Below are 22483 nucleotides of genomic sequence, written 5' to 3' on the forward strand. Positions count from 1 at the left end.
GGTCCCCGCCCGCCCGTCACCGCTGGGCGCCTTCCTGGGGCGGGCCTTCCGCGGTGACTGGGCCGGATCGGCGCTCGCGGCGCTCTGGCCGGTGCTGTTGTTGCTCGGCAGTGCCGTCGCCCTCGCCATCCCCGACTACGGCCAGGACGGGGAGGACATCGTCGGCTTCGGGGACCGCATGGGCATCGCCCTCGCCTCGCTCCTCCAGGGCGTCGGCGGCGGCTTCGAGGTCTCCGAGACCGGCGGCGGCTACTCCGGCGAACTCCGGACCATCGAGGCCGGCTTCACCCTCACCCTGGTCCCCCTCACGGTGACCCTGCTGTTCGTCGTCGCGCTCTACCTGGGCGTACGTCAACTCCGCACCCGTCTGGCGACCCGCGCCGGGTACGCCGGCTTCGCCGGACCCGGCGTCGGCTGGACCGTCCCCGGCGGCGTCACCCCCGGCGCCCCGGGTGCACCTGGTCTCCCCGGCACTCCCGGCCCAGGTGGCGCCCCCGGCCGTTCCGCCGGGCTCGAAGCGGCCGTGCGGGTCACGCTGCTGGTGACCGTCGCCGTTCTGCTGCTCGGGCTGTTCGCCCAGCCGACCGTCGCCCTCGCCGAGGTCTCCACGTCACCCTGGCTCGCCGCGCTCGGCGCGCTGGTGCTCACGGCCGCCGTCTCGGGCGGTGTGCTGCACCGCGACGACCTGGCCGCCTGGCTGGCCGTGCGCCCCGGTCCGCGCTCCCTGTTCCGGGCGACCGGAACGGCCGTACGCGCCATGGCGATCGTGCTCGCCCTGTGCTCGCTCGTCGCCCTGATCACCCTCGCGTCGAGCGACGAGCTCCAGGCCGACTGGGAGGACGACGTCAATCCGCTGCTGATCGCGCTGTTCATCCTGCCCAACATCGCCGTCGCCTTCCTCGGCATCTCCTGGGGCGCGCCCGTCGAGGGCGAGGCGGGCCGCTCGCGGTACGGGGACGACTCGTCGTACGGCGACGACTCGTACGGGAACGGCTCCTACGGGGGCGACTCCTCCGGCGACTACGGCCTCGGCGGGTCCAGCCCCTACGGCGGCTTCGAACGCGAGTCGTTCGGGCTGTCCGAGCTGGGCGACGCCGTCAACGCCTGGGCGGTCGTGGGCGCGTTGGCGCTCGGCGCGATCTGCGCCCTGGTCCTCGGAGTCCTCGCCGCCCGCCGCTCCTCGGGCCGGGGTGAGCAACTCCTCGCCGCCGGTGTCTTCTTCGGCCTCTTCCTCCTTCTCGCCGGCATCAGCGGCTTCGCCATGGAGGCGTCCGGCTCCGCCACGACCGACTTCGGGGGCGGCCTCTCCGCCGCCGGCCAGGTCGACGTGGGCCTCAACCTCGCCGAGGCCATGCTCTTCGGCCTCGTCTGGATCTTCGCGGCGGCGTTCCTGGCCCCCTATCTGGTGCAGATGGCCGGCGCCCGCACGGGCGTGATCGCACCCCCGTTCCCAGCGATGCCGAGCGGCCCCGCGGCCTACGGCACGATGCAGGGAGTGCCGCCGGTCCAGAGCCAGCCGACCCCGCAGAGCTATCCACCCCCGCAGAGCCAGCCGACCTCGGCCAGCCTGCCGACTCCGCAGGGCCAACCGACCCCGCACAGCCAACCGACCCCGCACAGCCAACCGACGACGCACCCGTCTCAGCCCGTCGAGCCGTACGAGGTTCCGATGGTCGAGATCGGCCATCAGCTCCCGGCCGGGCCCGTCGCCGAGCCGCGCGGCCGGGCGTTGATGTGGATCCTCACCATCGCGGCGGCCTTCGTGGTCGGCGGGGGAGTGGCGGTCGCGATCCTGTTCCTGCAGAAGTAGAGGAGGTCCGGCGCGGCGGCGGGGGCGCGCCGCGCCGCCCTACCGCCGTAGCGAGAACGGTTCCCCCGGCTCGTCCAACTCCCTGCGCAACCCGGGGGGAGGGCCGCCGCGCCGGGGTTCGCGCACGCCCCCGCCGTCGTCGCCGAGCTCGAACCAGACGGTCACCACCGCGCCTCGCGGTACCTCGACGCCCGGCGGCGGGTACTGCCGTACGACGTAGTCCACGACGGCGAGTTCGACGTCCGGCCGGTCACCGGCGGCCAGCCCGACTCCGCTCGCCGCGGCCGTCTCACGCGCGTCCACGGCCATCAGCCCGACGAACCGAGGCACACGCACTTCGAATGACTTGGGTGTCAAGCGCACAGACGTTCACCCCCAGCGGTACCCGCAGGGTAGCCGCCGGGGGCGCCCGTTCGGAAGCAGTGCGTGGCGATCTGCCGAAGTTCGCTACTCTGCGTCACGAAACGGGGGTTGGTGGGCCTGGAATCCCGGTCGGCGGCTCAGAGGGCCAGCCAGTAGCAGTGGCCCACCTGTTGTGAGACGGGCGTCGTGAAGGTCTCCGCCAGCTCCATGCCCAGCCGTCGGGTGACCGCTATCGAGCGCTCGTTGCGGGCGTTGACCATGGCGACGACGTTCTGGACGCCGGCCGCCCGCACCCGCTCCAGGGTGAGCAGGGCGGCGGCCGTCACATACCCCTTGCCCCAGTGGTCGCGGGCGAGCCGCCAGCCGATCTCGATCTCGCCGGCAGGACCCCAGGTCTGCGGCCACGGCTGGGCGCCGGTGAAGCCGATGGCCCGGCCCTCCTCGTCGAGCATGGTCCACAGGCAGAACCCGTACTCGGCGTCGTGACGACGCTGGCGTGCCGTGAGCTCCTCGTAGACGGACAGCTCGGCGGCCCGGCCGCCGTGGAACTCCATGACGTCGGGGTCGTCGAAGATCCGGTGCCACGCGAAGGCGTCCTCGTCGGTGGGGACGCGCAGCCGTACGTCGGGCAGAGCTCGGTTCACAGGGGCAGCCCTTCAGCCGGTGATCAGGTTCCGCTGAATAGACTGCCCATGTCCGATGCCTGTCGGCACCTGTTTTCTGGTCTTCCAGTGCTCCAACTACCTCTTGGGGAGAACCCGTCGTGACCGAGCCCCAGCCCCTTACCGAACACACCGCCGATGTGATCGTCGTCGGGGCCGGGCCAGCCGGTTCCACCACCGCGTACTACCTGGCGAAGGCCGGGCTGGACGTGCTCCTGCTGGAGAAGACCAGCTTCCCGAGGGAGAAGGTCTGCGGCGACGGCCTCACACCCCGCGCGACCAAGCAGCTGGTGTCCATGGGCATCGACATCTCCGAGGAGGCCGGCTGGCTCCGCAACAAGGGGCTGCGGATCATCGGCGGCGGCGTCCGCCTCCAGCTCGACTGGCCGGATCTCGCCTCGTACCCCGACTACGGACTCGTCCGCAAGCGCGACGACTTCGACGAGCAGCTCGCCCGCCAGGCCCAGAAGGCCGGCGCCCGCCTCCACGAGAACTGCAATGTGGCCGGTCCCGTCGTCGACGACCGCACGGGCCGCATCATCGGCGTCACGGCCAAGCTCGGCGACCCGGACTCGGGCGAGAAGCAGGAAGTCACCTTCCACGCGCCGCTGGTGGTGGCCGCCGACGGCAACTCCAGCCGCCTTTCCCTCGCGATGGGCCTGCACCGTCGCGAAGACCGCCCGATGGGCGTCGCCGTCCGCACGTACTTCACCTCCCCGCGCCACGACGACGACTACCTGGAGTCCTGGCTGGAGCTGTGGGACCGGCGCGGCCCGGGCGAGGACCGTCTGCTGCCCGGCTACGGCTGGATCTTCGGCATGGGCGACGGCACGTCCAACGTCGGCCTGGGTGTCCTCAACACCTCCGCCGCCTTCAAGGAGCTCGACTGGCGCGAGATCCTCAAGGCCTGGTGCGCCTCCATGCCGGAGGAGTGGGGCTACACCCCCGAGAACATGACCGGCCCGATCCGCGGCGCCGCCCTTCCCATGGCCTTCAACCGCAAGCCCCACTACACCAAGGGCCTGCTGCTCGTCGGCGACGCCGGCGGCCTCGTGAACCCGTTCAACGGCGAGGGCATCGCCTACGCCATGGAGTCCGGCCAGATCGCCGCCGACGTCATCGTCCAGGCGCACGCCCGCGCCACCCCCGGCCAGCGCGAACTCGCCCTCCAGCGCTACCCGCAGGTCCTCAAGGACACCTACGGCGGCTACTACACGCTGGGCCGGGCCTTCGTGAAGCTCATCGGCAACCCCAAGATCATGAAGCTCGCCACGCAGCGGGGCCTCACCCACCCGATGCTGATGAAGTTCACGCTGAAGCTCCTCGCCAACCTCACCGACCCCACCGGCGGCGACGCGATGGACCGCGTCATCAACGGCCTCTCGAAGGTGGCCCCCAAGGCCTGACGGGCCGAACACGCCCCGTTCCGGGCCCCGGACGCGAAAGCTCCGGGGCCCGGAGCCCTTCGGAGCCGTTTCACCGGCGTCCCATTCGTCACGCAACGCCCGGAAGTATCACCGGTTGCGGGGCCGGAACGCCTGAAGCGTGCCGGCGAGCGCTCTCGCCGCCCCGGCCCTCAGCGCACCCTCGGCCCGGACCGAACGGCCCTCCCAGGGCCCGTCACGGCCCGTACGCGGGCATGCCGGAGGGCCGCCTGCCCCAAGGGGCGGACGGCCCTTCCGTACGGCGAGCGGTCGGTGGACCGGCTCAGAGCCTGTGAACAAACCCGCGCCCGGGCCCGAGGCGCCTGGCGCCTCCGCCTCCGGCGTTGTCGTCAGTCGCGATGGCTCCGCCATCACTCCCTCCTCCGCCTTGGATCCGAAGGCGCCAGGCGCCTCGGGCTGATCCGGGCGGGGGTTTGTTCACAGGCTCTCAGAGCACGCGCACCGCGCCCGACGCCGGGTAGCCCGACAGGTCCTGGATGACGACGCCCTTGGACGGGTTCGCCGCGTCGAGGTACTTGCCGCCACCGAGGTAGACACCCACGTGGTAGGCGGAACCCTTGCCGCCCCAGTACAGGATGTCGCCGCGCTGGATCTGGGACAGCGGGATGTCGGTGCCCTGCATCGACTGGTCCTGCGAGACCCGCGGGAGGCTCACGCCGACCTGCTTGAACGCGGCCTGCACCAGCGACGAGCAGTCCCACGCGTTGGGCCCCGTGGCGCCCATGACGTACGCGTCGCCCAGCTGGGCCTCGAGGAAGGCGATGACCGTCTCGACGCTGCCGCTGGCCGGCGGGGCCGTCGAGGCGGAGTTCGTGGTGAGGGTCGTGCGCGTGCTGTCCCGCGAGGCGCGCTCGGCGGCGGCCTTGCGCTCCGCCTCCTCGGCGGCCTTCTTGCGGGCCTCTTCCTTCTTGGCCTTCGCCAGGTCCTTGTCGGCCTGCTTGGCCGCCGCCTCCGCGGCCGCGTCACGCTCGGCCTGCAGCTGGTAGTCGGCCGCCATCTGCTGCGTCGCGTCCGCGGACTGCGCTGCCTGCGTGGCCAGGTCGGCCGTGAGGGTGGGCAGTTCGAGGGTCTGCGTCACCGACTCCGCGGCGACGGCCTGCGCTGACGCGCCGGCCACGGCCACGGTGCTGAGGATGCCACCGGCGACTCCGGCGCGCACCGCGATCGAGGACGACGCGTTGCGGCGGGGCTTCCGGTGGCTGCGTATGTGAGCGGTGTGGGACATGGGTACAAGCGGTACCAGGGGCTCCTCCATACCTTCAAGCAACGTGTGGTGCGCCACAGTTGTTCAACGGAAGCCCCAAATTCCCTGCGCGTCACTCTTTATTGACGGCGTAACGGGCAAAGTGGACATGATCGGTCAAGCCCGTGATCATGCGCTTTCGTGATTACGTCCGAATTGCCCTGTGCTTACCATCGATCGCGCCGAGTGGCCAAGCCCGGCTGATTTGATCTCGATCCGATGTGGCGCAGGTCACAGAGTGATCACCGATGCGGCCGCTTCGCGCTCATGATCGCCGGTCGCGCCCGCTCGTGAACGCGTGCACGCGTCCACATTCGTCGCCGCGCCTCCCTCCGGGGTGTGAACGCGGTCCTCTAGCAAGCGCTCCCGTCCAGCACCAATTTGCATGCAGAGGAACCCTCTTGATATAGAGACGCACCCTCTCACCTGCGACGACGATCGAAATTGTCACTTCTGGTGATCACTCTGACGCTTCGTGTGTGAAGATCGCCGCTCATCCGACTTCATGATCCTTCGTCAGGTGGTGGAGATCACAAACTCGGTGCCGTACCCCGTGTCGCAGATCACAGACCCGCAGGCATAGGATGCGGGTCAGTTGGGCTTGTGACCTGCTTCACATGTTCGCGATCTTCGTCGGGACAGGCGGTGTTCGTGGGACAGGTGGGGCGGAGAGCCGGTCCACGCAACCGCCAGCAGTCAGTGCCGACTGAGAGGAGCGAGGAGCGGTGAACGCCTATGCGCCCATCCTCGTACTGGGAGCCCTCGGGGCAGGCTTTGCGATCTTCTCCGTGATCATGGCCACGCTGATCGGCCCGAAGCGCTACAACCGGGCCAAGCTCGAGGCCTACGAGTGCGGAATCGAGCCCACCCCCACGCCGGCCGGCGGCGGGCGTTTCCCCATCAAGTACTACCTGACGGCGATGCTCTTCATCGTCTTCGACATCGAGATCGTCTTCCTCTACCCCTGGGCCGTCACCTTCGACGCCCTGGGTGTTTTCGGGCTCGTGGAGATGCTGCTCTTCGTGCTCACCGTCTTCGTCGCCTACGCGTACGTCTGGCGTCGCGGCGGCCTGGAATGGGACTGAGGGGCCTTTAAGACCATGGGACTCGAAGAAAAACTGCCGAGCGGCTTCCTGCTGACCACCGTCGAGCAGGCCGCGGGCTGGGTGCGCAAGGCGTCCGTCTTCCCCGCCACCTTCGGCCTCGCCTGCTGTGCCATCGAGATGATGACCACGGGCGCGGGCCGCTACGACCTGGCGCGCTTCGGCATGGAGGTGTTCCGCGGCTCGCCGCGCCAGGCGGACCTGATGATCGTGGCCGGCCGGGTCAGCCAGAAGATGGCGCCGGTGCTGCGGCAGGTCTACGACCAGATGCCGAACCCGAAATGGGTGATCTCCATGGGGGTCTGCGCATCGTCCGGCGGCATGTTCAACAACTACGCGATCGTCCAGGGCGTCGACCACATCGTCCCCGTCGACATCTATCTCCCCGGCTGCCCGCCACGGCCCGAGATGCTGATGGACGCGATCCTCAAGCTCCACCAGAAGATCCAGACGTCCAAGCTCGGCGTGAACGCGGAGGAAGCGGCCCGCGAGGCCGAGGAGGCCGCGCTCAAGGCGCTCCCCACCATCGAGATGAAGGGGCTGCTGCGATGAGCGCCGCGAACGGCAACGGCGGACCCAACCCCGAGAAGGACCTCTCCGCCTCCAACCTCCCCGGCCAGCGCGGCGACGGCGGCGAGGAGATCCGCGTCCAGCGCGGCATGTTCGGCGCCGACAAGAGCGGCGACACCTCCGGCTACGGCGGCCTGGTCCGCTCCATCCGGCTCCCCGGCCCGGCCACCCGCCCTTACGGCGGCTGGTTCGACGAGGTCGCCGACGAACTGGAGGGCGCCCTGGAGGAACAGGGCCTCGTCCCCGAGAACGTGATCGACAGGACCGTCGTCGACCGCGGGGAGATCACCTTCCACATCGAGCGCGAGTTCCTGCCGACCGTCGCCCGCACCCTCCGCGACGACCCGGCCCTCCGCTTCGAACTGTGCACGGGCGTGAGCGGCGTCCACTACCCCGGCGACAAGGGCCGCGAACTGCACGCCGTCTACCACCTGCGCTCGATCACCCACAACCGGCTGATCCGCCTGGAGGTCTCCGCCCCCGACGCCGACCCGCACATCCCGTCGCTCGTCGCTGTCTACCCGACGAACGACTGGCACGAGCGCGAGACGTACGACTTCTACGGCATCGTCTTCGACGGCCACCCCGCGCTGACGCGGATCATGATGCCGGACGACTGGCAGGGCTTCCCGCAGCGCAAGGACTACCCCCTCGGCGGCATCCCCGTCGAGTACAAGGGCGCCCAGATCCCGGCTCCGGACCAGCGGAGGTCGTACTCATGAGCACGCAGCACGCAACTCCGCGCGAGACCACCGAGGGCACCGTCTACACGGTCACCGGCGGCGACTGGGACGAGGTCGCCGAGACCGCGGCGAGGTCCGACGACGAGCGCATCATCGTCAACATGGGCCCCCAGCACCCGTCCACCCACGGTGTGCTCCGGCTCATCCTGGAGATCGACGGCGAGACCGTCACCGAGGCCCGCTGCGGCATCGGCTACCTCCACACCGGCATCGAGAAGAACCTCGAGTACCGCACGTGGACGCAGGGCACCACGTTCGTGACGCGCATGGACTACCTGACGCCGTTCTTCAACGAGACGGCGTACTGCCTCGCGGTCGAGAAGCTCCTCGGCATCGAGGACCAGATCCCCGACCGCGCCACGATCATCCGCGTGCTCCTGATGGAGCTGAACCGGCTCTCCTCCCACCTGGTGTGCATCGCCACCGGCGGCATGGAGCTGGGCGCCACCACGATCATGATCTACGGCTTTCGTGATCGTGAACTCATTCTCGACATCTACGAGCTCATCACCGGCCTGCGCATGAACCACGCGTACATCCGGCCCGGCGGACTCGCCCAGGACCTGCCGCCCGGCGCGGTGGACCAGATCCGCGAGTTCGTGAAGAAGATGAAGAAGAACCTCCCCGAGTACGACAAGCTCGCCACCGGGAACCCCATCTTCAAGGCCCGTATGCAGGACGTCGGCTACCTCGACCTGGCCTGCTGCATGGCCCTCGGCGCCACCGGCCCGATCCTGCGCTCCGCCGGCCTCCCGCACGACCTGCGCAAGGCCCAGCCGTACTGCGGCTACGAGACGTACGACTTCGACGTCCCGACCGCCGACACCTGCGACTCCTACGGCCGCTTCCTGATCCGGCTGGAGGAGATGCGCCAGTCGCTCAGGATCGTCGAGCAGTGCCTGGACCGGCTGCAGCCGGGACCGGTCATGGTCGACGACAAGAAGATCGCCTGGCCCGCCCAGCTCGCCCTCGGACCGGACGGCCTCGGCAACTCCCTGGACCACATCAAGAAGATCATGGGCACCTCCATGGAGGCCCTGATCCACCACTTCAAGCTGGTGACCGAGGGCTTCCGCGTCCCGCCGGGACAGGCGTACGCGGCGGTCGAGTCACCCAAGGGCGAACTCGGGGTGCACGTCGTGTCCGACGGAGGCACCCGCCCCTTCCGGGTCCACTTCCGCGACCCGTCCTTCACCAACCTGCAGACCATGGCGGCGATGTGCGAGGGCGGCCAGGTCGCCGACGTCATCGTCGCCGTCGCGTCCATCGACCCCGTGATGGGAGGCGTCGACCGGTGACCACCACCCCCGAGGGCGTCAGCCTGGGCATGCCCCAGCTGCCCGCGCCCGACTACCCGGACGACGTTCGAGCCCGGCTGGAGCGGGACGCGGCCGAGGTCGTCGCCCGCTACCCCGACTCCCGGTCCGCCCTGCTGCCGCTGCTGCACCTCGTGCAGTCCGAGGAGGGCCACGTCACCCGCACCGGCATGCGGTTCTGCGCCGAGGTGCTGGGCCTGACCACGGCCGAGGTCACCGCGGTCGCCACCTTCTACACCATGTACCGGCGCAGGCCGAGCGGTGACTACCAGGTCGGCGTCTGCACCAACACCCTGTGCGCGGTGATGGGCGGCGACGCGATCTTCGAGGCGCTCCAGGAGCACCTGAGCGTCGGCAACGGCGAGACCACCGACGACGGCAAGGTCACCCTGGAGCACATCGAGTGCAACGCGGCCTGCGACTTCGCGCCGGTCGTGATGGTCAACTGGGAGTTCTTCGACAACCAGACCGTCGACAGCGCCAAGCGGCTCGTGGACGACCTGCGGGCCGGCGTACAGGTCGAGCCCACGCGCGGGGCTCCGCTGTGCACCTTCAAGGAGACCGCGCGGATCCTCGCCGGCTTCCCCGACGAGCGGCCCGGGGCCGTCGAGGCGACCGGCGGCGCCGGACCCGCCTCCCTGGTCGGCCTCCGCCTGGCGAAGGGCGAGGCCGGAACCGCGCGCGTGGTCCACCCGCGGGACGGCGGCCCGCACGACGAGCCGCAGGACACGGTGCACGAGCCGTCACCGGGCGAGCACCTCAGCTCGCACGACGCGCCGCAGGAGACATCGGCCTCCGACCCCGCCCACCCGTCAGGGCCCACCGCCGAGGAGGGGGAGTGATGACGTTGGCACCCGAGATCAAGGGCACCAGCCCCGAGAAGCTGCTCGCACCCGTGCTGTCGGCCTTCTGGGACGAGGACAGGTCCTGGACGCTGGACGTCTACCGGCGGCACGACGGGTACGAGGGACTCCGCAAGGCGCTCGCCATGACGCCGGACGACCTCATCGCGTACGTCAAGGAATCCGGTCTGCGCGGTCGCGGCGGCGCCGGCTTCCCCACCGGAATGAAATGGCAGTTCATTCCGCAGGGGGACGGAAAGCCGCACTATCTCGTTGTCAACGCCGACGAGTCGGAGCCCGGAACCTGCAAGGACATCCCGCTCCTCTTCGCGAACCCGCACAGCCTCATCGAGGGCATCGTCATCGCGTGCTACGCCATCAGGTCCTCGCACGCCTTCATCTATCTGCGGGGTGAGGTCGTCCCCGTGCTGCGGCGGCTGCACGAGGCCGTACGCGAGGCCTACGAGGCGGGCTACCTCGGCGAGAACATCCTGGGCAGCGGACTCGACCTCGACCTCACCGTGCACGCGGGCGCCGGCGCGTACATCTGCGGTGAGGAGACCGCGCTGCTCGACTCGCTCGAAGGCCGCCGTGGTCAACCGCGACTGCGTCCCCCCTTCCCTGCCGTGGAAGGCCTCTACGCCTGTCCCACTGTCGTGAACAACGTCGAGTCGATCGCGTCGGTTCCCGCCATCCTGCACCGGGGCAAGGAATGGTTCCGGTCGATGGGCAGCGAGAAGTCCCCCGGCTTCACGCTCTACTCCCTCAGCGGCCACGTCGCCAGCCCCGGCCAGTACGAGGCCCCGCTCGGCATCACCCTGCGCCAGCTGCTGGAGATGAGCGGCGGCATGCGCCCCGGCCACCGCCTCAAGTTCTGGACACCGGGCGGCTCCTCGACCCCGATGTTCACCGACGAGCACCTCGACGTCCCCCTCGACTACGAAGGAGTGGGCGCCGCGGGTTCCATGCTCGGCACGAAGGCGCTCCAGTGCTTCGACGAGACCACCTGCGTCGTCCGGGCCGTCACCCGCTGGACCGAGTTCTACGCCCACGAGTCCTGCGGCAAGTGCACCCCCTGCCGCGAAGGCACCTACTGGCTCGTCCAGCTGCTGCGCGACATCGAGGCCGGCAAGGGCGTCATGAGCGACCTCGACAAGCTGAACGACATCGCCGACAACATCAACGGCAAGTCGTTCTGCGCCCTCGGCGACGGCGCCGCCTCACCGATCTTCTCCTCCCTGAAGTACTTCCGCGAGGAGTACGAGGACCACATCACGGGCCGGGGCTGCCCCTTCGACCCCGCCAGGTCGACCGCCTGGGCCGACAAGGACAAGCACGCGGAGGTGAACGCATGACCGTGACGACCAGCGCTCCCTCCGGGGGCGGCGACGCGGCGGTCCCGCCGGAGGATCTCGTCTCGCTGACCATCGACGGCGTCGACATCAGCGTGCCCAAGGGCACCCTGGTCATCCGGGCCGCCGAACAGCTCGGCATCGAGATCCCCCGCTTCTGCGACCACCCCCTCCTCGACCCGGCCGGCGCCTGCCGCCAGTGCATCGTCGAGGTCGAGGGCCAGCGCAAGCCCATGGCGTCCTGCACGATCACCTGTACGGACGGGATGGTCGTCCGGACTCAACTCACCTCCCCGGTCGCCGAGAAGGCCCAGAAGGGGGTGATGGAGCTACTCCTCATCAACCACCCCCTGGACTGCCCCGTCTGCGACAAGGGCGGCGAGTGCCCCCTGCAGAACCAGGCCATGTCGCACGGCCAGTCCGAGTCCCGCTTCGAGGGCCGCAAGCGCACCTACGAGAAGCCCGTACCGATCTCCGCGCAGGTGCTCCTCGACCGCGAGCGGTGCGTGCTGTGCGCCCGCTGCACCCGCTTCTCCAACCAGGTCGCCGGTGACCCGATGATCGAACTGCTGGAGCGGGGCGCGCTCCAGCAGGTCGGCACCGGCGAGGGCGACCCGTTCGAGTCGTACTTCTCCGGCAACACCATCCAGATCTGCCCGGTCGGCGCGCTGACCTCGGCGGCGTACCGATTCCGCTCCCGGCCCTTCGACCTCGTCTCCTCGCCGTCCGTGTGCGAGCACTGCTCCGGCGGCTGCGCCACCCGCACCGACCACCGGCGCGGCAAGGTCATGCGGCGGCTCGCCGCCGACGACCCCCAGGTCAACGAGGAGTGGATCTGCGACAAGGGCCGCTTCGCGTTCCGCTACGCGCAGCGCCCCGACCGGCTGACCACCCCCCTCGTCCGCAACGAGGAGGGCGTCCTGGAACCGGCGTCCTGGCCGGAGGCCCTGGAGGCCGCCGCCCAGGGGCTGCTCGCCGCGCGCGGCAGGGCCGGTGTCCTGACCGGCGGCCGGCTCACCGTCGAGGACGCCTACGCGTACAGCAAGTTCGCGCGCGTGGCGCTCGACACCAACGACATCGACTTCCGCGCGCGCGTGCACAGCGGCGAGGAGGCCGACTTCCTGGCCGCCCGGGTCGCCGGCCGCGGCCACGACCTCGACGGCAAGGGCGTCACGTACGCCACCCTGGAGAAGGCCCCCGCGGTCCTCCTCGTCGGGTTCGAGGCCGAGGAGGAGGCACCCGGTGTCTTCCTGAGGCTCCGCAAGGCCTGGCGCAAGCACAAGATGCGGGTGTTCTCGCTCGCCACGCACGCCACCCGGGGCCTGGAGAAGGCCGGCGGGACACTGCTGCCCGCCGCGCCCGGCACCGAGACCGAGTGGCTGGACGCCCTCGCGAGCGGCGCCGGACTCGAAGGGGACGGCACCGAGGCTGCCGCCGCACTGCGCACCGAGGGCGCCGTCATCGTCGTCGGTGAGCGGCTCGGCGGTGTGGCCGGCGGACTCACCGCCGCCGTACGGGCCGCCGCCCTCACCGGCGCCCGGCTGGTGTGGATCCCCCGCCGGGCCGGGGAGCGCGGTGCCATCGAGGCCGGCGCGCTGCCGTCGCTGCTGCCGGGCGGCCGCCCGGCCACCGACCCCCGCGCGCGTGAGGAGATCGCCTCCGCCTGGGGCGTCGCCCAGCTCCCGCTGCGCTACGGCCGTGACACCGGGCAGATCGTCGAGGCCGCCGCCACCGGAGAGCTCGGGGCCCTGGTGGTGGCCGGCGTCGAGGTCGCCGACCTGCCGGAACCGGCACGCGCGCGTGAGGCGCTCGCCGCGGTGGGCTTCCTGGTCTCCCTGGAACTGCGGCCCAGCGAGGTCACCGACCACGCCGACGTCGTCCTCCCGGTCGCCGCCGTCGCCGAGAAGGCGGGCAGCTTCATCAACTGGGAAGGCAGGGTCCGGCCGTTCGAGGCCGCGCTCAAGCCCGACCAGATGACCCGCCGTCTGGCACCCACCGACGGGCGGGTGCTGCAGATGCTCGCCGACGCGATGGACGTCCACCTCGGACTGCCCGACCTGCGCACCACGCGCGCGGAGCTGGACCGGCTCGGCGCCTGGGACGGCTCGCGGGCCACCGAGCCCGTGGAGATCGCCGCCGGGCTGCCGCGGCCCGCCGCCGGGGAGGCCGTCCTGGCCGGACACCGGCTGCTGCTCGACCAGGGCCGGCTCCAGGACGGCGACGAGGCGCTCGCCGGCACCCGGCACGCCGCGCACGCGCGCGTGTCCGCCGCGACGGCCGCCGAGGCCGGCGTCAAGAACGGTGACCTGCTGGCGGTCACCGGGCCCGAGGGCGTCGTCGCACTCCCGCTGCAGATCACCGACATGCCCGACCGCGTCGTCTGGCTGCCGCTGAACTCCGCCGGCTCGGGCGTCGCCTCCGACACCGGGGCGCTGCCCGGCGCACTCGTCCGCATCGGCCCCGCGACGCTCGCCGCCGAGGCCCCCGAGGAGGTGGAGGCATGAGCGCGTACTACCTCGCCGCTGAAGACCTCTCGATGTTCGGCCGCGACCCGTGGTGGCTGGTCGTCATCAAGGCCGTGTTCTGCTTCGCCTTCCTGATGATCACCGTGCTGTTCTCCATCGTGTGGGAACGCAAGGTCGTCGCCTGGATGCAGCTGCGCATCGGCCCCAACCGGCACGGCCCCTGGGGCATGCTCCAGTCGCTCGCCGACGGCATCAAGCTGATGCTCAAGGAAGACGTCATCGTCAAACGCGCGGACAAGGTGGTCTACGTCCTCGCACCGATCGTCGCGGCCATCCCGGCGTTCATGGCGATCGCGGTGATCCCCTTCGGTCCCGCGGGCAACGAGATCTCGATCTTCGGCCAGCGCACCACGATGCAGCTCACCGACCTGCCGATCGCGATGCTCTACATCCTCGCGGTCGCCTCGGTCGGCATCTACGGCATCGTCCTGGCGGGCTGGAGCTCCGGATCCACCTACCCGCTGCTGGGCGGCCTGCGGTCCTGTGCGCAGATGATCTCCTACGAGATCGCCATGGGTGCCGCGTTCGCCTCGGTGTTCCTCTACTCCGGGTCGATGTCGACGTCGGCGATCGTGGAGGCCCAGCAGGACCGCTGGTACATCGTGCTGCTGCCGGTCTCGTTCGTGATCTACATCGTGACCATGGTCGGCGAGACCAACCGCGCCCCGTTCGACATGCCGGAGTCCGAGGGCGACCTGGTCGGCGGCTTCAACACCGAGTACTCGTCGATCAAGTTCGCGATGTTCATGCTCGCCGAGTACGTGAACATGGTGACGGTCTCGGCGGTGTCGGTGACCCTCTTCCTCGGCGGGTGGCGGGCCCCCTGGCCCATCAGCACCTTCTGGGAGGGCGCCAACCACGGCTGGTGGCCGATGCTCTGGTTCGTGGTGAAGGTGCAGCTGCTGCTGTTCTTCTTCATCTGGCTGCGCGGCACACTCCCGCGCGTCCGCTACGACCAGCTGATGAAGCTCGGCTGGAAGGTCCTCCTGCCGGTCTCCGTGGTCTGGCTGATGCTGGTCGCGACCGTGCGGACCCTGCGCAACGAGAACTACGACTTCGCCCAGATCGCGCTGTACGTCGCCGGTGCCGTCGTCGTCCTGTTCCTGCTGTCGTTCGTCGCGGACATCTTCCGCGACAAGCGCGAGAGCCGGGACCAGCCCGCCGAACCGGCCGCCTTCGACCCGATGGCCGGCGGATTCCCCGTACCGCCCCTGCCCGGACAGATCCTCCCGCCGGTGCCGCGCAGGCGTCCGCGCCGCGAGCGGGAGTTGATTGTCAGTGGTGGGTCCGATACTGACAGTGACGGATCTTCGAATGGGAGGGAGGCGTCCGATGGCTGATGAGCCCAAGGAGACCAAGCCGGGTTTCCAGAACCCCGTCGCCGGCTTCGGCGTGACCTTCAAGGCCATGTTCAAGAAGCGGCTGACCGAGCAGTACCCGGAACAGGAGAAGACCACCGCCCCGCGGTTCCACGGCCGGCACCAGCTCAACCGCCATCCGGACGGCCTGGAGAAGTGCGTCGGCTGCGAGCTGTGCGCCTGGGCCTGTCCCGCCGACGCGATCTACGTGGAGGGCGCGGACAACACGGACGAGGAGCGCTACTCGCCGGGCGAGCGGTACGGCCGGGTCTACCAGATCAACTACGCCCGCTGCATCCTGTGCGGACTGTGCATCGAGGCGTGCCCCACCCGCGCGCTCACGATGACCAATGAGTTCGAGCTGGCCGACTCCAGCCGCGCCAACCTCATCTACACCAAGGAGCAGCTGCTCGCCGGGCTCGACGACGGCATGGTCGACACGCCGCACGCCATCTACCCGGGCACCGACGAGCAGGACTACTACCGGGGCCTGGTCACCGAGGCCGCGCCCGGTACCGAGCAGCAGGTCGCCCTCTCCAAGGGCGAGGTGCCGCAGGAGGGCGCCTCCACCTTCGGTGAGGACGAGCCCGCGTCGGAGAAGGCGGTCCGCCCATGACGCAGCAACTCGCGGCCTACACGACCTCCACCGGTGAGGCCTTCCAGTTCTGGGTGCTCGGCACCGTCGCGGTGATCGGCGCCCTGTGCACCGTCTTCATGAAGAGGGCCGTGCACAGCGCGCTCTGCCTGGCCGGCACCATGATCGTCCTGGCGGTGTTCTACCTCGCCAACGGCGCCTACTTCCTGGGCATCGTGCAGATCGTCGTCTACACCGGCGCGATCATGATGCTGTTCCTGTTCGTGGTGATGCTCGTCGGCGTCACCGCGGCGGACTCCCTGAAGGAGACCATCAAGGGTCAGCGCTGGCTGGCCCTGCTGTGCGGCCTCGGCTTCGGCATCCTGCTCGTCGCGGGCATCGGCAACGCGGCGCTCACCGAGTTCAACGGCCTCGGCCAGGCGAACTCCGGGGGCAACGTGGAGGGCCTCGCCGCCCTCATCTTCACCGACTACGTGTTCGCCTTCGAGCTCACCGGCGCCCTGCTGATCACGGCCGCCGTCGGCGCCATGGTGCTCACCCACCGCGAGCGCACCGAGCGCGCCAAGACCCAGCGCGAACTGGCCGAGCAGCGCGTCCGCGAGGGCAAGCACCTCCCGCCGCTGCCGGCCCCCGGCGTCTACGCCCGGCACAACGCGGTCGACATCGCGGGCCTGCTGCCCGACGGCACCCCGTCCGAGCTGACCGTCAGCAAGACGCTGCGGGACCGAGGCCAGATCCGCGACGTGTCGACCGAGGCACTCAATGACCTCAAGGCCCTGGAGCAGCGCGCCGAGGACCGCCTGGAGCGCACCAACAGCGGCAAGAGCGGGGAGGCATCGAAGTGAATCCCGTCAACTACCTGTATCTCGCGGCCCTGCTGTTCACGATCGGCGCCACCGGCGTCCTGATCAGGCGGAACGCGATCGTGGTGTTCATGTGCGTCGAGCTGATGCTCAACGCCTGCAACCTCGCCCTCGTCGCGTTCTCCCGTATGCACGGCAATCTCGACGGCCAGATCATCGCCTTCTTCACGATGGTCGTCGCCGCCGCGGAGGTCGTGGTCGGACTCGCGATCATCGTGTCGCTGTTCCGTTCCCGCCACTCGGCCTCGGTCGACGACGCCAGCCTGATGAAGCTGTAAGGGGTCGGAAGAATCGTGGAGAACCTGATTGCGCTGCTGATCGCGGCGCCCCTGCTCGGAGCCGCCGTCCTGCTGTGCGGTGGCCGGCGCCTCGACGCCGTCGGCCACTGGATCGGCACGGTCCTCGCCGCCGCCTCGTTCGTCGTCGGTGTCGTCCTCTTCGCCGACATGCTCGGCAAGGACCCCGAGAACCGTGCGATGCACCAGTTCCTGTTCAGCTGGATCCCCGTCGGGGGCTTCCAGGCGGACGTCGCCTTCCAACTCGACCAGCTGTCGATGACGTTCGTGCTGCTGATCACCGGAGTCGGCTCGCTCATCCACGTGTACTCCATCGGATACATGGAGCACGACGAGCGCCGACGCCGCTTCTTCGGCTATCTGAACCTGTTCCTCGCGGCGATGCTGCTGCTCGTCCTCGCCGACAACTACCTGCTGCTGTACGTCGGCTGGGAGGGCGTCGGTCTCGCCTCCTACCTCCTCATCGGCTTCTGGCAGCACAAGCCCAGTGCCGCCACCGCCGCGAAGAAGGCCTTCCTGGTCAACCGCGTCGGCGACGTGGGCCTGTCCATCGCCATCATGCTGATGTTCACCACCTTCGGGACGTTCGCCTTCGGGCCGGTCCTGGAGGCCACCGGTGAGGCGACCGAGGGCAAGCTCACCGCCATCGCCCTGATGCTGCTGCTCGCCGCGTGCGGCAAGTCCGCCCAGGTGCCGCTGCAGTCCTGGCTCGGGGACGCGATGGAGGGCCCGACCCCGGTCTCGGCCCTCATCCACGCCGCGACCATGGTCACCGCCGGCGTCTACCTGATCGTCCGCTCCGCCGACATCTTCAACGCCGCCCCGGACGCCCAGCTGGTGACCACCGTGGTCGGCGCGGTCACGCTGATGTTCGGTGCGATCGTCGGTTGCGCGAAGGACGACATCAAGAAGGCCCTCGCCGGTTCGACCATGTCGCAGATCGGCTACATGGTGCTCGCCGCGGGTCTCGGCCCCATCGGCTACGTCTTCGCGATCATGCACCTGGTGACGCACGGCTTCTTCAAGGCCGGGCTGTTCCTCGGCGCCGGTTCGGTCATGCACGGCATGAACGACGAGGTCGACATGCGCAAGTACGGCGGCCTCCGCACGTACATGCCGATCACGTTCATCACGTTCGGCCTCGGCTACCTCGCCATCATCGGCTTCCCCGGCCTGTCCGGCTTCTTCTCCAAGGACAAGATCATCGAGGCGGCGTTCGCCAAGGGCGGCACCGAGGGCTGGATCCTCGGCGGCGTGGCCCTGCTGGGCGCGGCCATCACCGCGTTCTACATGACCCGCGTGATGCTGATGACGTTCTTCGGCGAGGAGCGCTGGCGCAACCAGCCGACCGCCTCCCCGGCGGAGCCGGACGTGGAGCCCGCCGCCGCACACCACGGCGCCGCTGCGTCTGATCATGCCGCTGCCGCGACGGGTGAACCGCACCCGCACGAGTCGCCCAAGGTCATGACGATCCCGATGATCGTGCTGGCCGTCGGATCGGTCTTCGCGGGCGGGTTCTTCAGCATCGGCGACCGGTTCATCCACTGGCTGGAGCCCGTCACCGACCACGCGCACGGGAACCCGCCGATCAGCGCGGGTGCCGTCACCGCCTCCACGGTCGCCGTGATGGTCATCGGCGTCGGCCTCGCCTGGCTCCAGTACGGGCGCCGCCCCGTCCCGGTCGTCGCCCCGCGCGGATCGCTGCTCACCCGGGCCGCCCGCCGCGACCTCTACCAGGACGACTTCAACCACGTGGTCCTCGTCCGCGGCGGAGAGCACCTCACCCGATCCCTGGTCTACGTCGACCACACCCTGGTCGACGGTGTCGTCAACGGCACCGCGGCCGGCATGGGCGGCCTCTCCGGGCGGCTGCGCCGCGTCCAGAACGGCTATGCCCGGTCGTACGCGGTCTCGATGTTCGGCGGCGCTGCGATCCTCATCGCCGCGACCCTGCTGATGAGGGCGGTCTGATACCGATGTCCTTTCCTCTGCTGACAGCGACGGCGGTGCTCCCGGCCCTGGGAGCCATCGCCACGGCCGCCGTACCGGCCGCCCGGCGGACCGCCGCGAAATGGCTGGCGCTGATCGTCTCGCTGGCCACCCTGGTGCTCGCCGCGGTCGTCCTGGTCCGCTTCGACCCCGACGGCGACCGCTACCAGCTCACCGAGTCCCACGCCTGGATCAAGGACTTCGGGGTCCGCTACGAGCTGGGCGTGGACGGCATCGCGGTCGCGATGATCGCGCTCACCGCGCTGCTGATCCCGTTCATCATCCTCGCGGGTTGGCACGACGCCGACCCGCTGGAGACCGGCAGCAAGCGGTGGCGGCCCACCCAGGGCTTCTTCGCGCTGATCCTGCTCGTCGAGGCGATGGTGATCATCTCGTTCGAGGCCACCGACGTCTTCCTCTTCTACATCTTCTTCGAAGCCATGCTCATCCCGATGTACTTCCTCATCGGCGGCTTCGGGGACCGGGCCCACGAGCACGGCGAGGCAGCGGCGTCCACCCAGCGGTCGTACGCCGCGGTGAAGTTCCTCCTCTACAACCTGGTCGGCGGCCTGATCATGCTGGCCGCGGTCATCGGCCTGTACGTCGTCGCCGGGAACTTCTCCCTCACCCAGATCGCCGAGGCCCGCGCCAACGGCACCCTGGACATGGCGACCAGCACCGAGCGGTGGCTGTTCCTCGGGTTCTTCTTCGCCTTCGCGGTGAAGGCGCCGCTGTGGCCGCTGCACACCTGGCTGCCTAACGCCATGCAGGAGTCGACGGCCCCGGTCGCCGTCCTGATCACGGCGGTCGTCGACAAGGTCGGCACCTTCGCGATGCTCCGCTTCTGCCTCCAGCTGTTCCCGGAGGCCAGCACATGGGCGACGCCCGCGATCCTCGTCCTCGCCCTCATCAGCATCATCTACGGGGCGCTGCTCGCGGTCGGCCAGCGCGACATCAAGCGGCTGGTCGCCTACGCGTCGATCTCCCACTTCGGGTTCATCGTCCTGGGCATCTTCGCGATGACCAGCCAGGGCCAGTCGGGCGCGACGCTCTACATGGTCAACCACGGCATCTCGACCGCGGCTCTCATGCTGGTCGCCGGGTTCCTGATCTCCCGGCGCGGATCGCGGCTCATCGCCGACTACGGCGGCGTCCAGAAGGTCGCCCCGGTGCTCGCCGGCACCTTCCTGATCGGCGGTCTCGCCACCCTGTCGCTGCCGGGGCTCGCCCCGTTCGTCAGTGAGTTCCTGGTCCTGGTGGGCACGTTCGCCCGCTACCCGGTCATCGGGATCATCGCCACCGTCGGCATCGTCCTCGCGGCGCTCTACACCCTCGTCCTCTACCAGCGGACGATGACGGGCCCGGTGAAGGCAGAGGTCGAGGGCATGCCCGATCTGCGGGTGCGGGAACTCGTCGTGGTCGCCCCGCTGATCGTTCTGCTGATCTTCCTGGGCGTCTACCCGAAGCCCGTCACCGACATCGTCAACCCGGCGGTCAAGCAGACCTTGTCCGACGTACAGAAGAAGGACCCCCAGCCCGAGGTGGAGGCGTCCAAGTGAGCGCATCAGCCGTCCACAGCCTGTGGACAACGGCGGCCGAACCGATCGACAAGATCGGCGCGCCGGACATCGAATACGGGCAGCTGTCGCCCACCTTGATCGTCATCGGGGCGGCCGTCCTCGGCGTGCTCGTCGAGGCCTTCGTCCCCCGCAAGACCCGCTACTACGCCCAGGTCTTCCTGTCCGTCGTCGCGCTCGCCGCCGCCTTCGCCGCGGTGATCGGGCTCGCGGCCGGCGGATACGCCACCACCAAGTCGGGCATCGTCGCGATGGGCGCCGTCGCCGTCGACGGACCGGCCCTGTTCCTCCAGGGCACGATCCTCCTCGCCGGCATCCTCGGCGTGTTCACCTTCGCCGAACGGCGCCTCGACCCCGCGGCGCACGGCAACCGCGTCGACTCGTTCGCCGCGCAGGCCGCGTCCGTGCCGGGCAGCGACAGCGAGAAGGCCGCCGTCAAGGCGGGCTTCACCACCACCGAGGTGTTCCCGCTGCTGCTCTTCGCCGTCGGCGGCATGCTGATCTTCCCCGCGGCGAACGACCTGCTGACCCTGTTCATCGCGCTGGAGGTGTTCTCGCTCCCGCTGTACCTGCTGTGCGCCGTGGCCCGCCGCAAGCGGCTCATGTCGCAGGAGGCCGCCGTCAAGTACTTCCTCCTCGGCGCCTTCGCCTCCGCGTTCACCCTCTTCGGCATCGCCCTGCTGTACGGCTACGCGGGCTCCGTGAAGTACGGCACCATCGCCCGGGTCGTCGATGGCACCGTCGGGGAGGTCAGCCCCGCCCTCGCCGGCACCATGGGCAACGACGCGCTGCTCCTCATCGGCGCCGCCATGGTCGTCATGGGCCTGCTGTTCAAGGTCGGCGCCGTGCCGTTCCACATGTGGACGCCCGACGTCTACCAGGGCGCCCCCACCCCGGTCACCGGATTCATGGCCGCGGCCACGAAGGTGGCGGCGTTCGGCGCGCTCCTCAGGCTCCTGTACGTCGTCCTGCCGGGCCTGCGCTGGGACTGGCGGCCGGTCATGTGGGCCGTCGCCATCGTCACCATGCTGGGCGGCGCGATCGTCGCCATCACCCAGACCGACATCAAGCGACTGCTCGCGTACTCGTCGATCGCGCACGCCGGCTTCATCCTCGCCGGTGTCATCGCGACCACGCCGGACGGCGTCTCCTCGGTGCTGTTCTACCTGGGCGCCTACTCGTTCGTGACGATCGGCGCGTTCGCCGTGGTCACGCTCGTGCGGGACGCGGGCGGCGAAGCGACACACCTCTCCAAGTGGGCCGGGCTCGGACGCAGGTCACCGCTGGTCGCGGCCGTGTTCGCGGTGTTCCTGCTGGCCTTCGCGGGCATCCCGCTGACCTCCGGGTTCGCGGGCAAGTTCGCCGTGTTCAAGGCGGCAGCGGAGGGCGGCGCCGGCGCGATCGTCGTGGTCGGTGTGATCTCCTCGGCGATCGCCGCGTTCTTCTACATCCGCGTCATCGTGCTCATGTTCTTCAGCGAGCCGCGCCCCGAGGGGCCGACGGTCGCCGTGCCGTCACCGCTGACCATGACCGCGATCGGGGTCGGCGTGGCGGTCACGCTCGTCCTGGGCGTGGCGCCGCAGTACTTCCTGGATCTGGCGAGCCAGGCGGGAGTGTTCGTGCGCTGACGCTCCGCTCGGCGGCGACGAGGCGCAAGGGACCCGGCCCTCGGGGGGCCGGGTCCCTTGCGTGTGGGTGGCGCCGGTGCCGGGCGGGGACGGTGGGGGTGCCGGGGCGGGCTCGGTGGGCTCGATCGAGTGGATGTGGTCCGCGTTGACGTAGTGGCAGCCCATACCGCCCTCGCCGGGCAGGACCGCGCACTCCTTGGTGT

Annotated in this window: 19 protein-coding genes; 16 read left to right on the top strand and 3 right to left on the bottom strand. The window is 69.8% G+C overall.

Annotation, left to right across the window (positions count from 1 at the left end):
• Nucleotides 1-1810: zinc ribbon domain-containing protein (locus tag AOK23_RS27860; protein ID WP_276205762.1), on the top strand; the 1810-nt coding region annotated here is incomplete at its 5' end.
• A 39-nt stretch (nucleotides 1811-1849) separates the two neighbouring features.
• Here AOK23_RS27860 and AOK23_RS27865 read toward each other — a convergent pair.
• Nucleotides 1850-2173: a PASTA domain-containing protein gene (locus tag AOK23_RS27865; RefSeq protein WP_055539333.1), complete on the bottom strand. Its 324-nt coding sequence runs from the start codon at nucleotides 2171-2173 to the stop codon at nucleotides 1850-1852.
• Nucleotides 2174-2310: 137 nt separating this feature from the next.
• Complete coding sequence (locus tag AOK23_RS27870) at nucleotides 2311-2817, bottom strand: GNAT family N-acetyltransferase (protein ID WP_055715375.1); 507 nt, start codon at nucleotides 2815-2817, stop codon at nucleotides 2311-2313.
• Nucleotides 2818-2936: 119 nt separating this feature from the next.
• Here AOK23_RS27870 and AOK23_RS27875 point away from each other — a divergent pair, with 119 nt between their 5' ends.
• Nucleotides 2937-4241: a geranylgeranyl reductase family protein gene (locus tag AOK23_RS27875; protein WP_055715376.1), complete on the top strand. Its 1305-nt coding sequence runs from the start codon at nucleotides 2937-2939 to the stop codon at nucleotides 4239-4241.
• 466 nt (nucleotides 4242-4707) lie between these two features.
• On the opposite strand, the gene AOK23_RS27880 is transcribed toward AOK23_RS27875, so the two are convergent.
• Nucleotides 4708-5535: a C40 family peptidase gene (locus AOK23_RS27880; protein WP_055514628.1), complete on the bottom strand. Its 828-nt coding sequence runs from the start codon at nucleotides 5533-5535 to the stop codon at nucleotides 4708-4710.
• A 713-nt stretch (nucleotides 5536-6248) separates the two neighbouring features.
• On the opposite strand from AOK23_RS27880, the gene AOK23_RS27885 reads away from it, so the two are divergent.
• Genes AOK23_RS27885 through nuoN form a run of 14 tightly spaced genes read left to right on the top strand, consistent with a single transcriptional unit; the run spans nucleotide 6249 to nucleotide 22280 of the window.
• On the top strand, nucleotides 6249-6608 hold the full coding sequence (locus AOK23_RS27885; RefSeq protein ID WP_009310323.1) for an NADH-quinone oxidoreductase subunit A: 360 nt from the start codon (nucleotides 6249-6251) through the stop codon (nucleotides 6606-6608).
• Between the two features lie 15 nt (nucleotides 6609-6623).
• Nucleotides 6624-7178 (top strand): NuoB/complex I 20 kDa subunit family protein, encoded by a 555-nt coding sequence (locus AOK23_RS27890; protein ID WP_003998928.1) that lies wholly within the window; start codon nucleotides 6624-6626, stop codon nucleotides 7176-7178.
• A complete protein-coding gene (locus tag AOK23_RS27895) occupies nucleotides 7175-7918 on the top strand; it encodes an NADH-quinone oxidoreductase subunit C (RefSeq protein ID WP_055715377.1) in 744 nt (247 codons plus the stop codon). Before AOK23_RS27890 ends, AOK23_RS27895 begins: the two co-directional genes overlap by 4 nt.
• Nucleotides 7915-9237, top strand: a complete 1323-nt coding sequence (locus AOK23_RS27900) for an NADH-quinone oxidoreductase subunit D (RefSeq protein ID WP_055715378.1) — start codon at nucleotides 7915-7917, stop codon at nucleotides 9235-9237. Before AOK23_RS27895 ends, AOK23_RS27900 begins: the two co-directional genes overlap by 4 nt.
• A gap of 29 nt (nucleotides 9238-9266) precedes the next feature.
• Nucleotides 9267-10097 carry an NADH-quinone oxidoreductase subunit NuoE gene (nuoE, locus tag AOK23_RS27905; RefSeq protein ID WP_055715388.1) on the top strand — a complete coding sequence of 277 codons (831 nt, stop codon included), beginning with the start codon at nucleotides 9267-9269 and terminating at the stop codon, nucleotides 10095-10097.
• Nucleotides 10097-11452, top strand: coding sequence for an NADH-quinone oxidoreductase subunit NuoF (nuoF, locus tag AOK23_RS27910; RefSeq protein WP_055715379.1), 1356 nt, complete (start codon nucleotides 10097-10099; stop codon nucleotides 11450-11452). The genes nuoE and nuoF overlap by 1 nt, the downstream gene beginning before the upstream one ends.
• On the top strand, nucleotides 11449-13953 hold the full coding sequence (locus AOK23_RS27915; protein ID WP_055715380.1) for an NADH-quinone oxidoreductase subunit G: 2505 nt from the start codon (nucleotides 11449-11451) through the stop codon (nucleotides 13951-13953). Before nuoF ends, AOK23_RS27915 begins: the two co-directional genes overlap by 4 nt.
• Nucleotides 13950-15314, top strand: a complete 1365-nt coding sequence (gene nuoH, locus AOK23_RS27920) for an NADH-quinone oxidoreductase subunit NuoH (RefSeq protein WP_055715381.1) — start codon at nucleotides 13950-13952, stop codon at nucleotides 15312-15314. Before AOK23_RS27915 ends, nuoH begins: the two co-directional genes overlap by 4 nt.
• Nucleotides 15307-15948, top strand: a complete 642-nt coding sequence (nuoI, locus tag AOK23_RS27925; RefSeq protein ID WP_055715382.1) for an NADH-quinone oxidoreductase subunit NuoI — start codon at nucleotides 15307-15309, stop codon at nucleotides 15946-15948. The genes nuoH and nuoI overlap by 8 nt, the downstream gene beginning before the upstream one ends.
• Nucleotides 15945-16772, top strand: a complete 828-nt coding sequence (locus AOK23_RS27930) for an NADH-quinone oxidoreductase subunit J (protein ID WP_055715383.1) — start codon at nucleotides 15945-15947, stop codon at nucleotides 16770-16772. Before nuoI ends, AOK23_RS27930 begins: the two co-directional genes overlap by 4 nt.
• Complete coding sequence (gene nuoK, locus AOK23_RS27935; RefSeq protein WP_009310327.1) at nucleotides 16769-17068, top strand: NADH-quinone oxidoreductase subunit NuoK; 300 nt, start codon at nucleotides 16769-16771, stop codon at nucleotides 17066-17068. Before AOK23_RS27930 ends, nuoK begins: the two co-directional genes overlap by 4 nt.
• A 15-nt stretch (nucleotides 17069-17083) precedes the next feature.
• Complete coding sequence (gene nuoL / locus AOK23_RS27940; RefSeq protein ID WP_055715384.1) at nucleotides 17084-19057, top strand: NADH-quinone oxidoreductase subunit L; 1974 nt, start codon at nucleotides 17084-17086, stop codon at nucleotides 19055-19057.
• 5 nt (nucleotides 19058-19062) lie between these two features.
• A complete protein-coding gene (locus tag AOK23_RS27945; RefSeq protein WP_055715385.1) occupies nucleotides 19063-20634 on the top strand; it encodes an NADH-quinone oxidoreductase subunit M in 1572 nt (523 codons plus the stop codon).
• Nucleotides 20631-22280: an NADH-quinone oxidoreductase subunit NuoN gene (gene nuoN / locus AOK23_RS27950; RefSeq protein WP_055715386.1), complete on the top strand. Its 1650-nt coding sequence runs from the start codon at nucleotides 20631-20633 to the stop codon at nucleotides 22278-22280. Before AOK23_RS27945 ends, nuoN begins: the two co-directional genes overlap by 4 nt.
• Nucleotides 22281-22483: the final 203 nt, after the last annotated feature.

Origin of the sequence: Streptomyces torulosus (assembly GCF_001419765.1) — a bacterium.
In the GTDB taxonomy this organism is placed as follows: domain Bacteria; phylum Actinomycetota; class Actinomycetes; order Streptomycetales; family Streptomycetaceae; genus Streptomyces; species Streptomyces torulosus.

Excerpts from the sequence above, each read along its gene's own strand:
- AOK23_RS27880 (WP_055514628.1), bottom strand. The coding sequence starts at position 5,535 with ATGGAGGAGCCCCTGGTACCGCTTGTACCCATGTCCCACACCGCTCAC.
- AOK23_RS27890 (WP_003998928.1), top strand. The coding sequence starts at position 6,624 with ATGGGACTCGAAGAAAAACTGCCGAGCGGCTTCCTGCTGACCACCGTC.
- AOK23_RS27895 (WP_055715377.1), top strand. The coding sequence starts at position 7,175 with ATGAGCGCCGCGAACGGCAACGGCGGACCCAACCCCGAGAAGGACCTC.
- AOK23_RS27900 (WP_055715378.1), top strand. The coding sequence starts at position 7,915 with ATGAGCACGCAGCACGCAACTCCGCGCGAGACCACCGAGGGCACCGTC.
- nuoE (WP_055715388.1), top strand. The coding sequence starts at position 9,267 with ATGCCCCAGCTGCCCGCGCCCGACTACCCGGACGACGTTCGAGCCCGG.
- nuoF (WP_055715379.1), top strand. The coding sequence starts at position 10,097 with ATGACGTTGGCACCCGAGATCAAGGGCACCAGCCCCGAGAAGCTGCTC.
- AOK23_RS27915 (WP_055715380.1), top strand. The coding sequence starts at position 11,449 with ATGACCGTGACGACCAGCGCTCCCTCCGGGGGCGGCGACGCGGCGGTC.
- nuoH (WP_055715381.1), top strand. The coding sequence starts at position 13,950 with ATGAGCGCGTACTACCTCGCCGCTGAAGACCTCTCGATGTTCGGCCGC.
- nuoI (WP_055715382.1), top strand. The coding sequence starts at position 15,307 with ATGGCTGATGAGCCCAAGGAGACCAAGCCGGGTTTCCAGAACCCCGTC.
- AOK23_RS27930 (WP_055715383.1), top strand. The coding sequence starts at position 15,945 with ATGACGCAGCAACTCGCGGCCTACACGACCTCCACCGGTGAGGCCTTC.
- AOK23_RS27945 (WP_055715385.1), top strand. The coding sequence starts at position 19,063 with ATGTCCTTTCCTCTGCTGACAGCGACGGCGGTGCTCCCGGCCCTGGGA.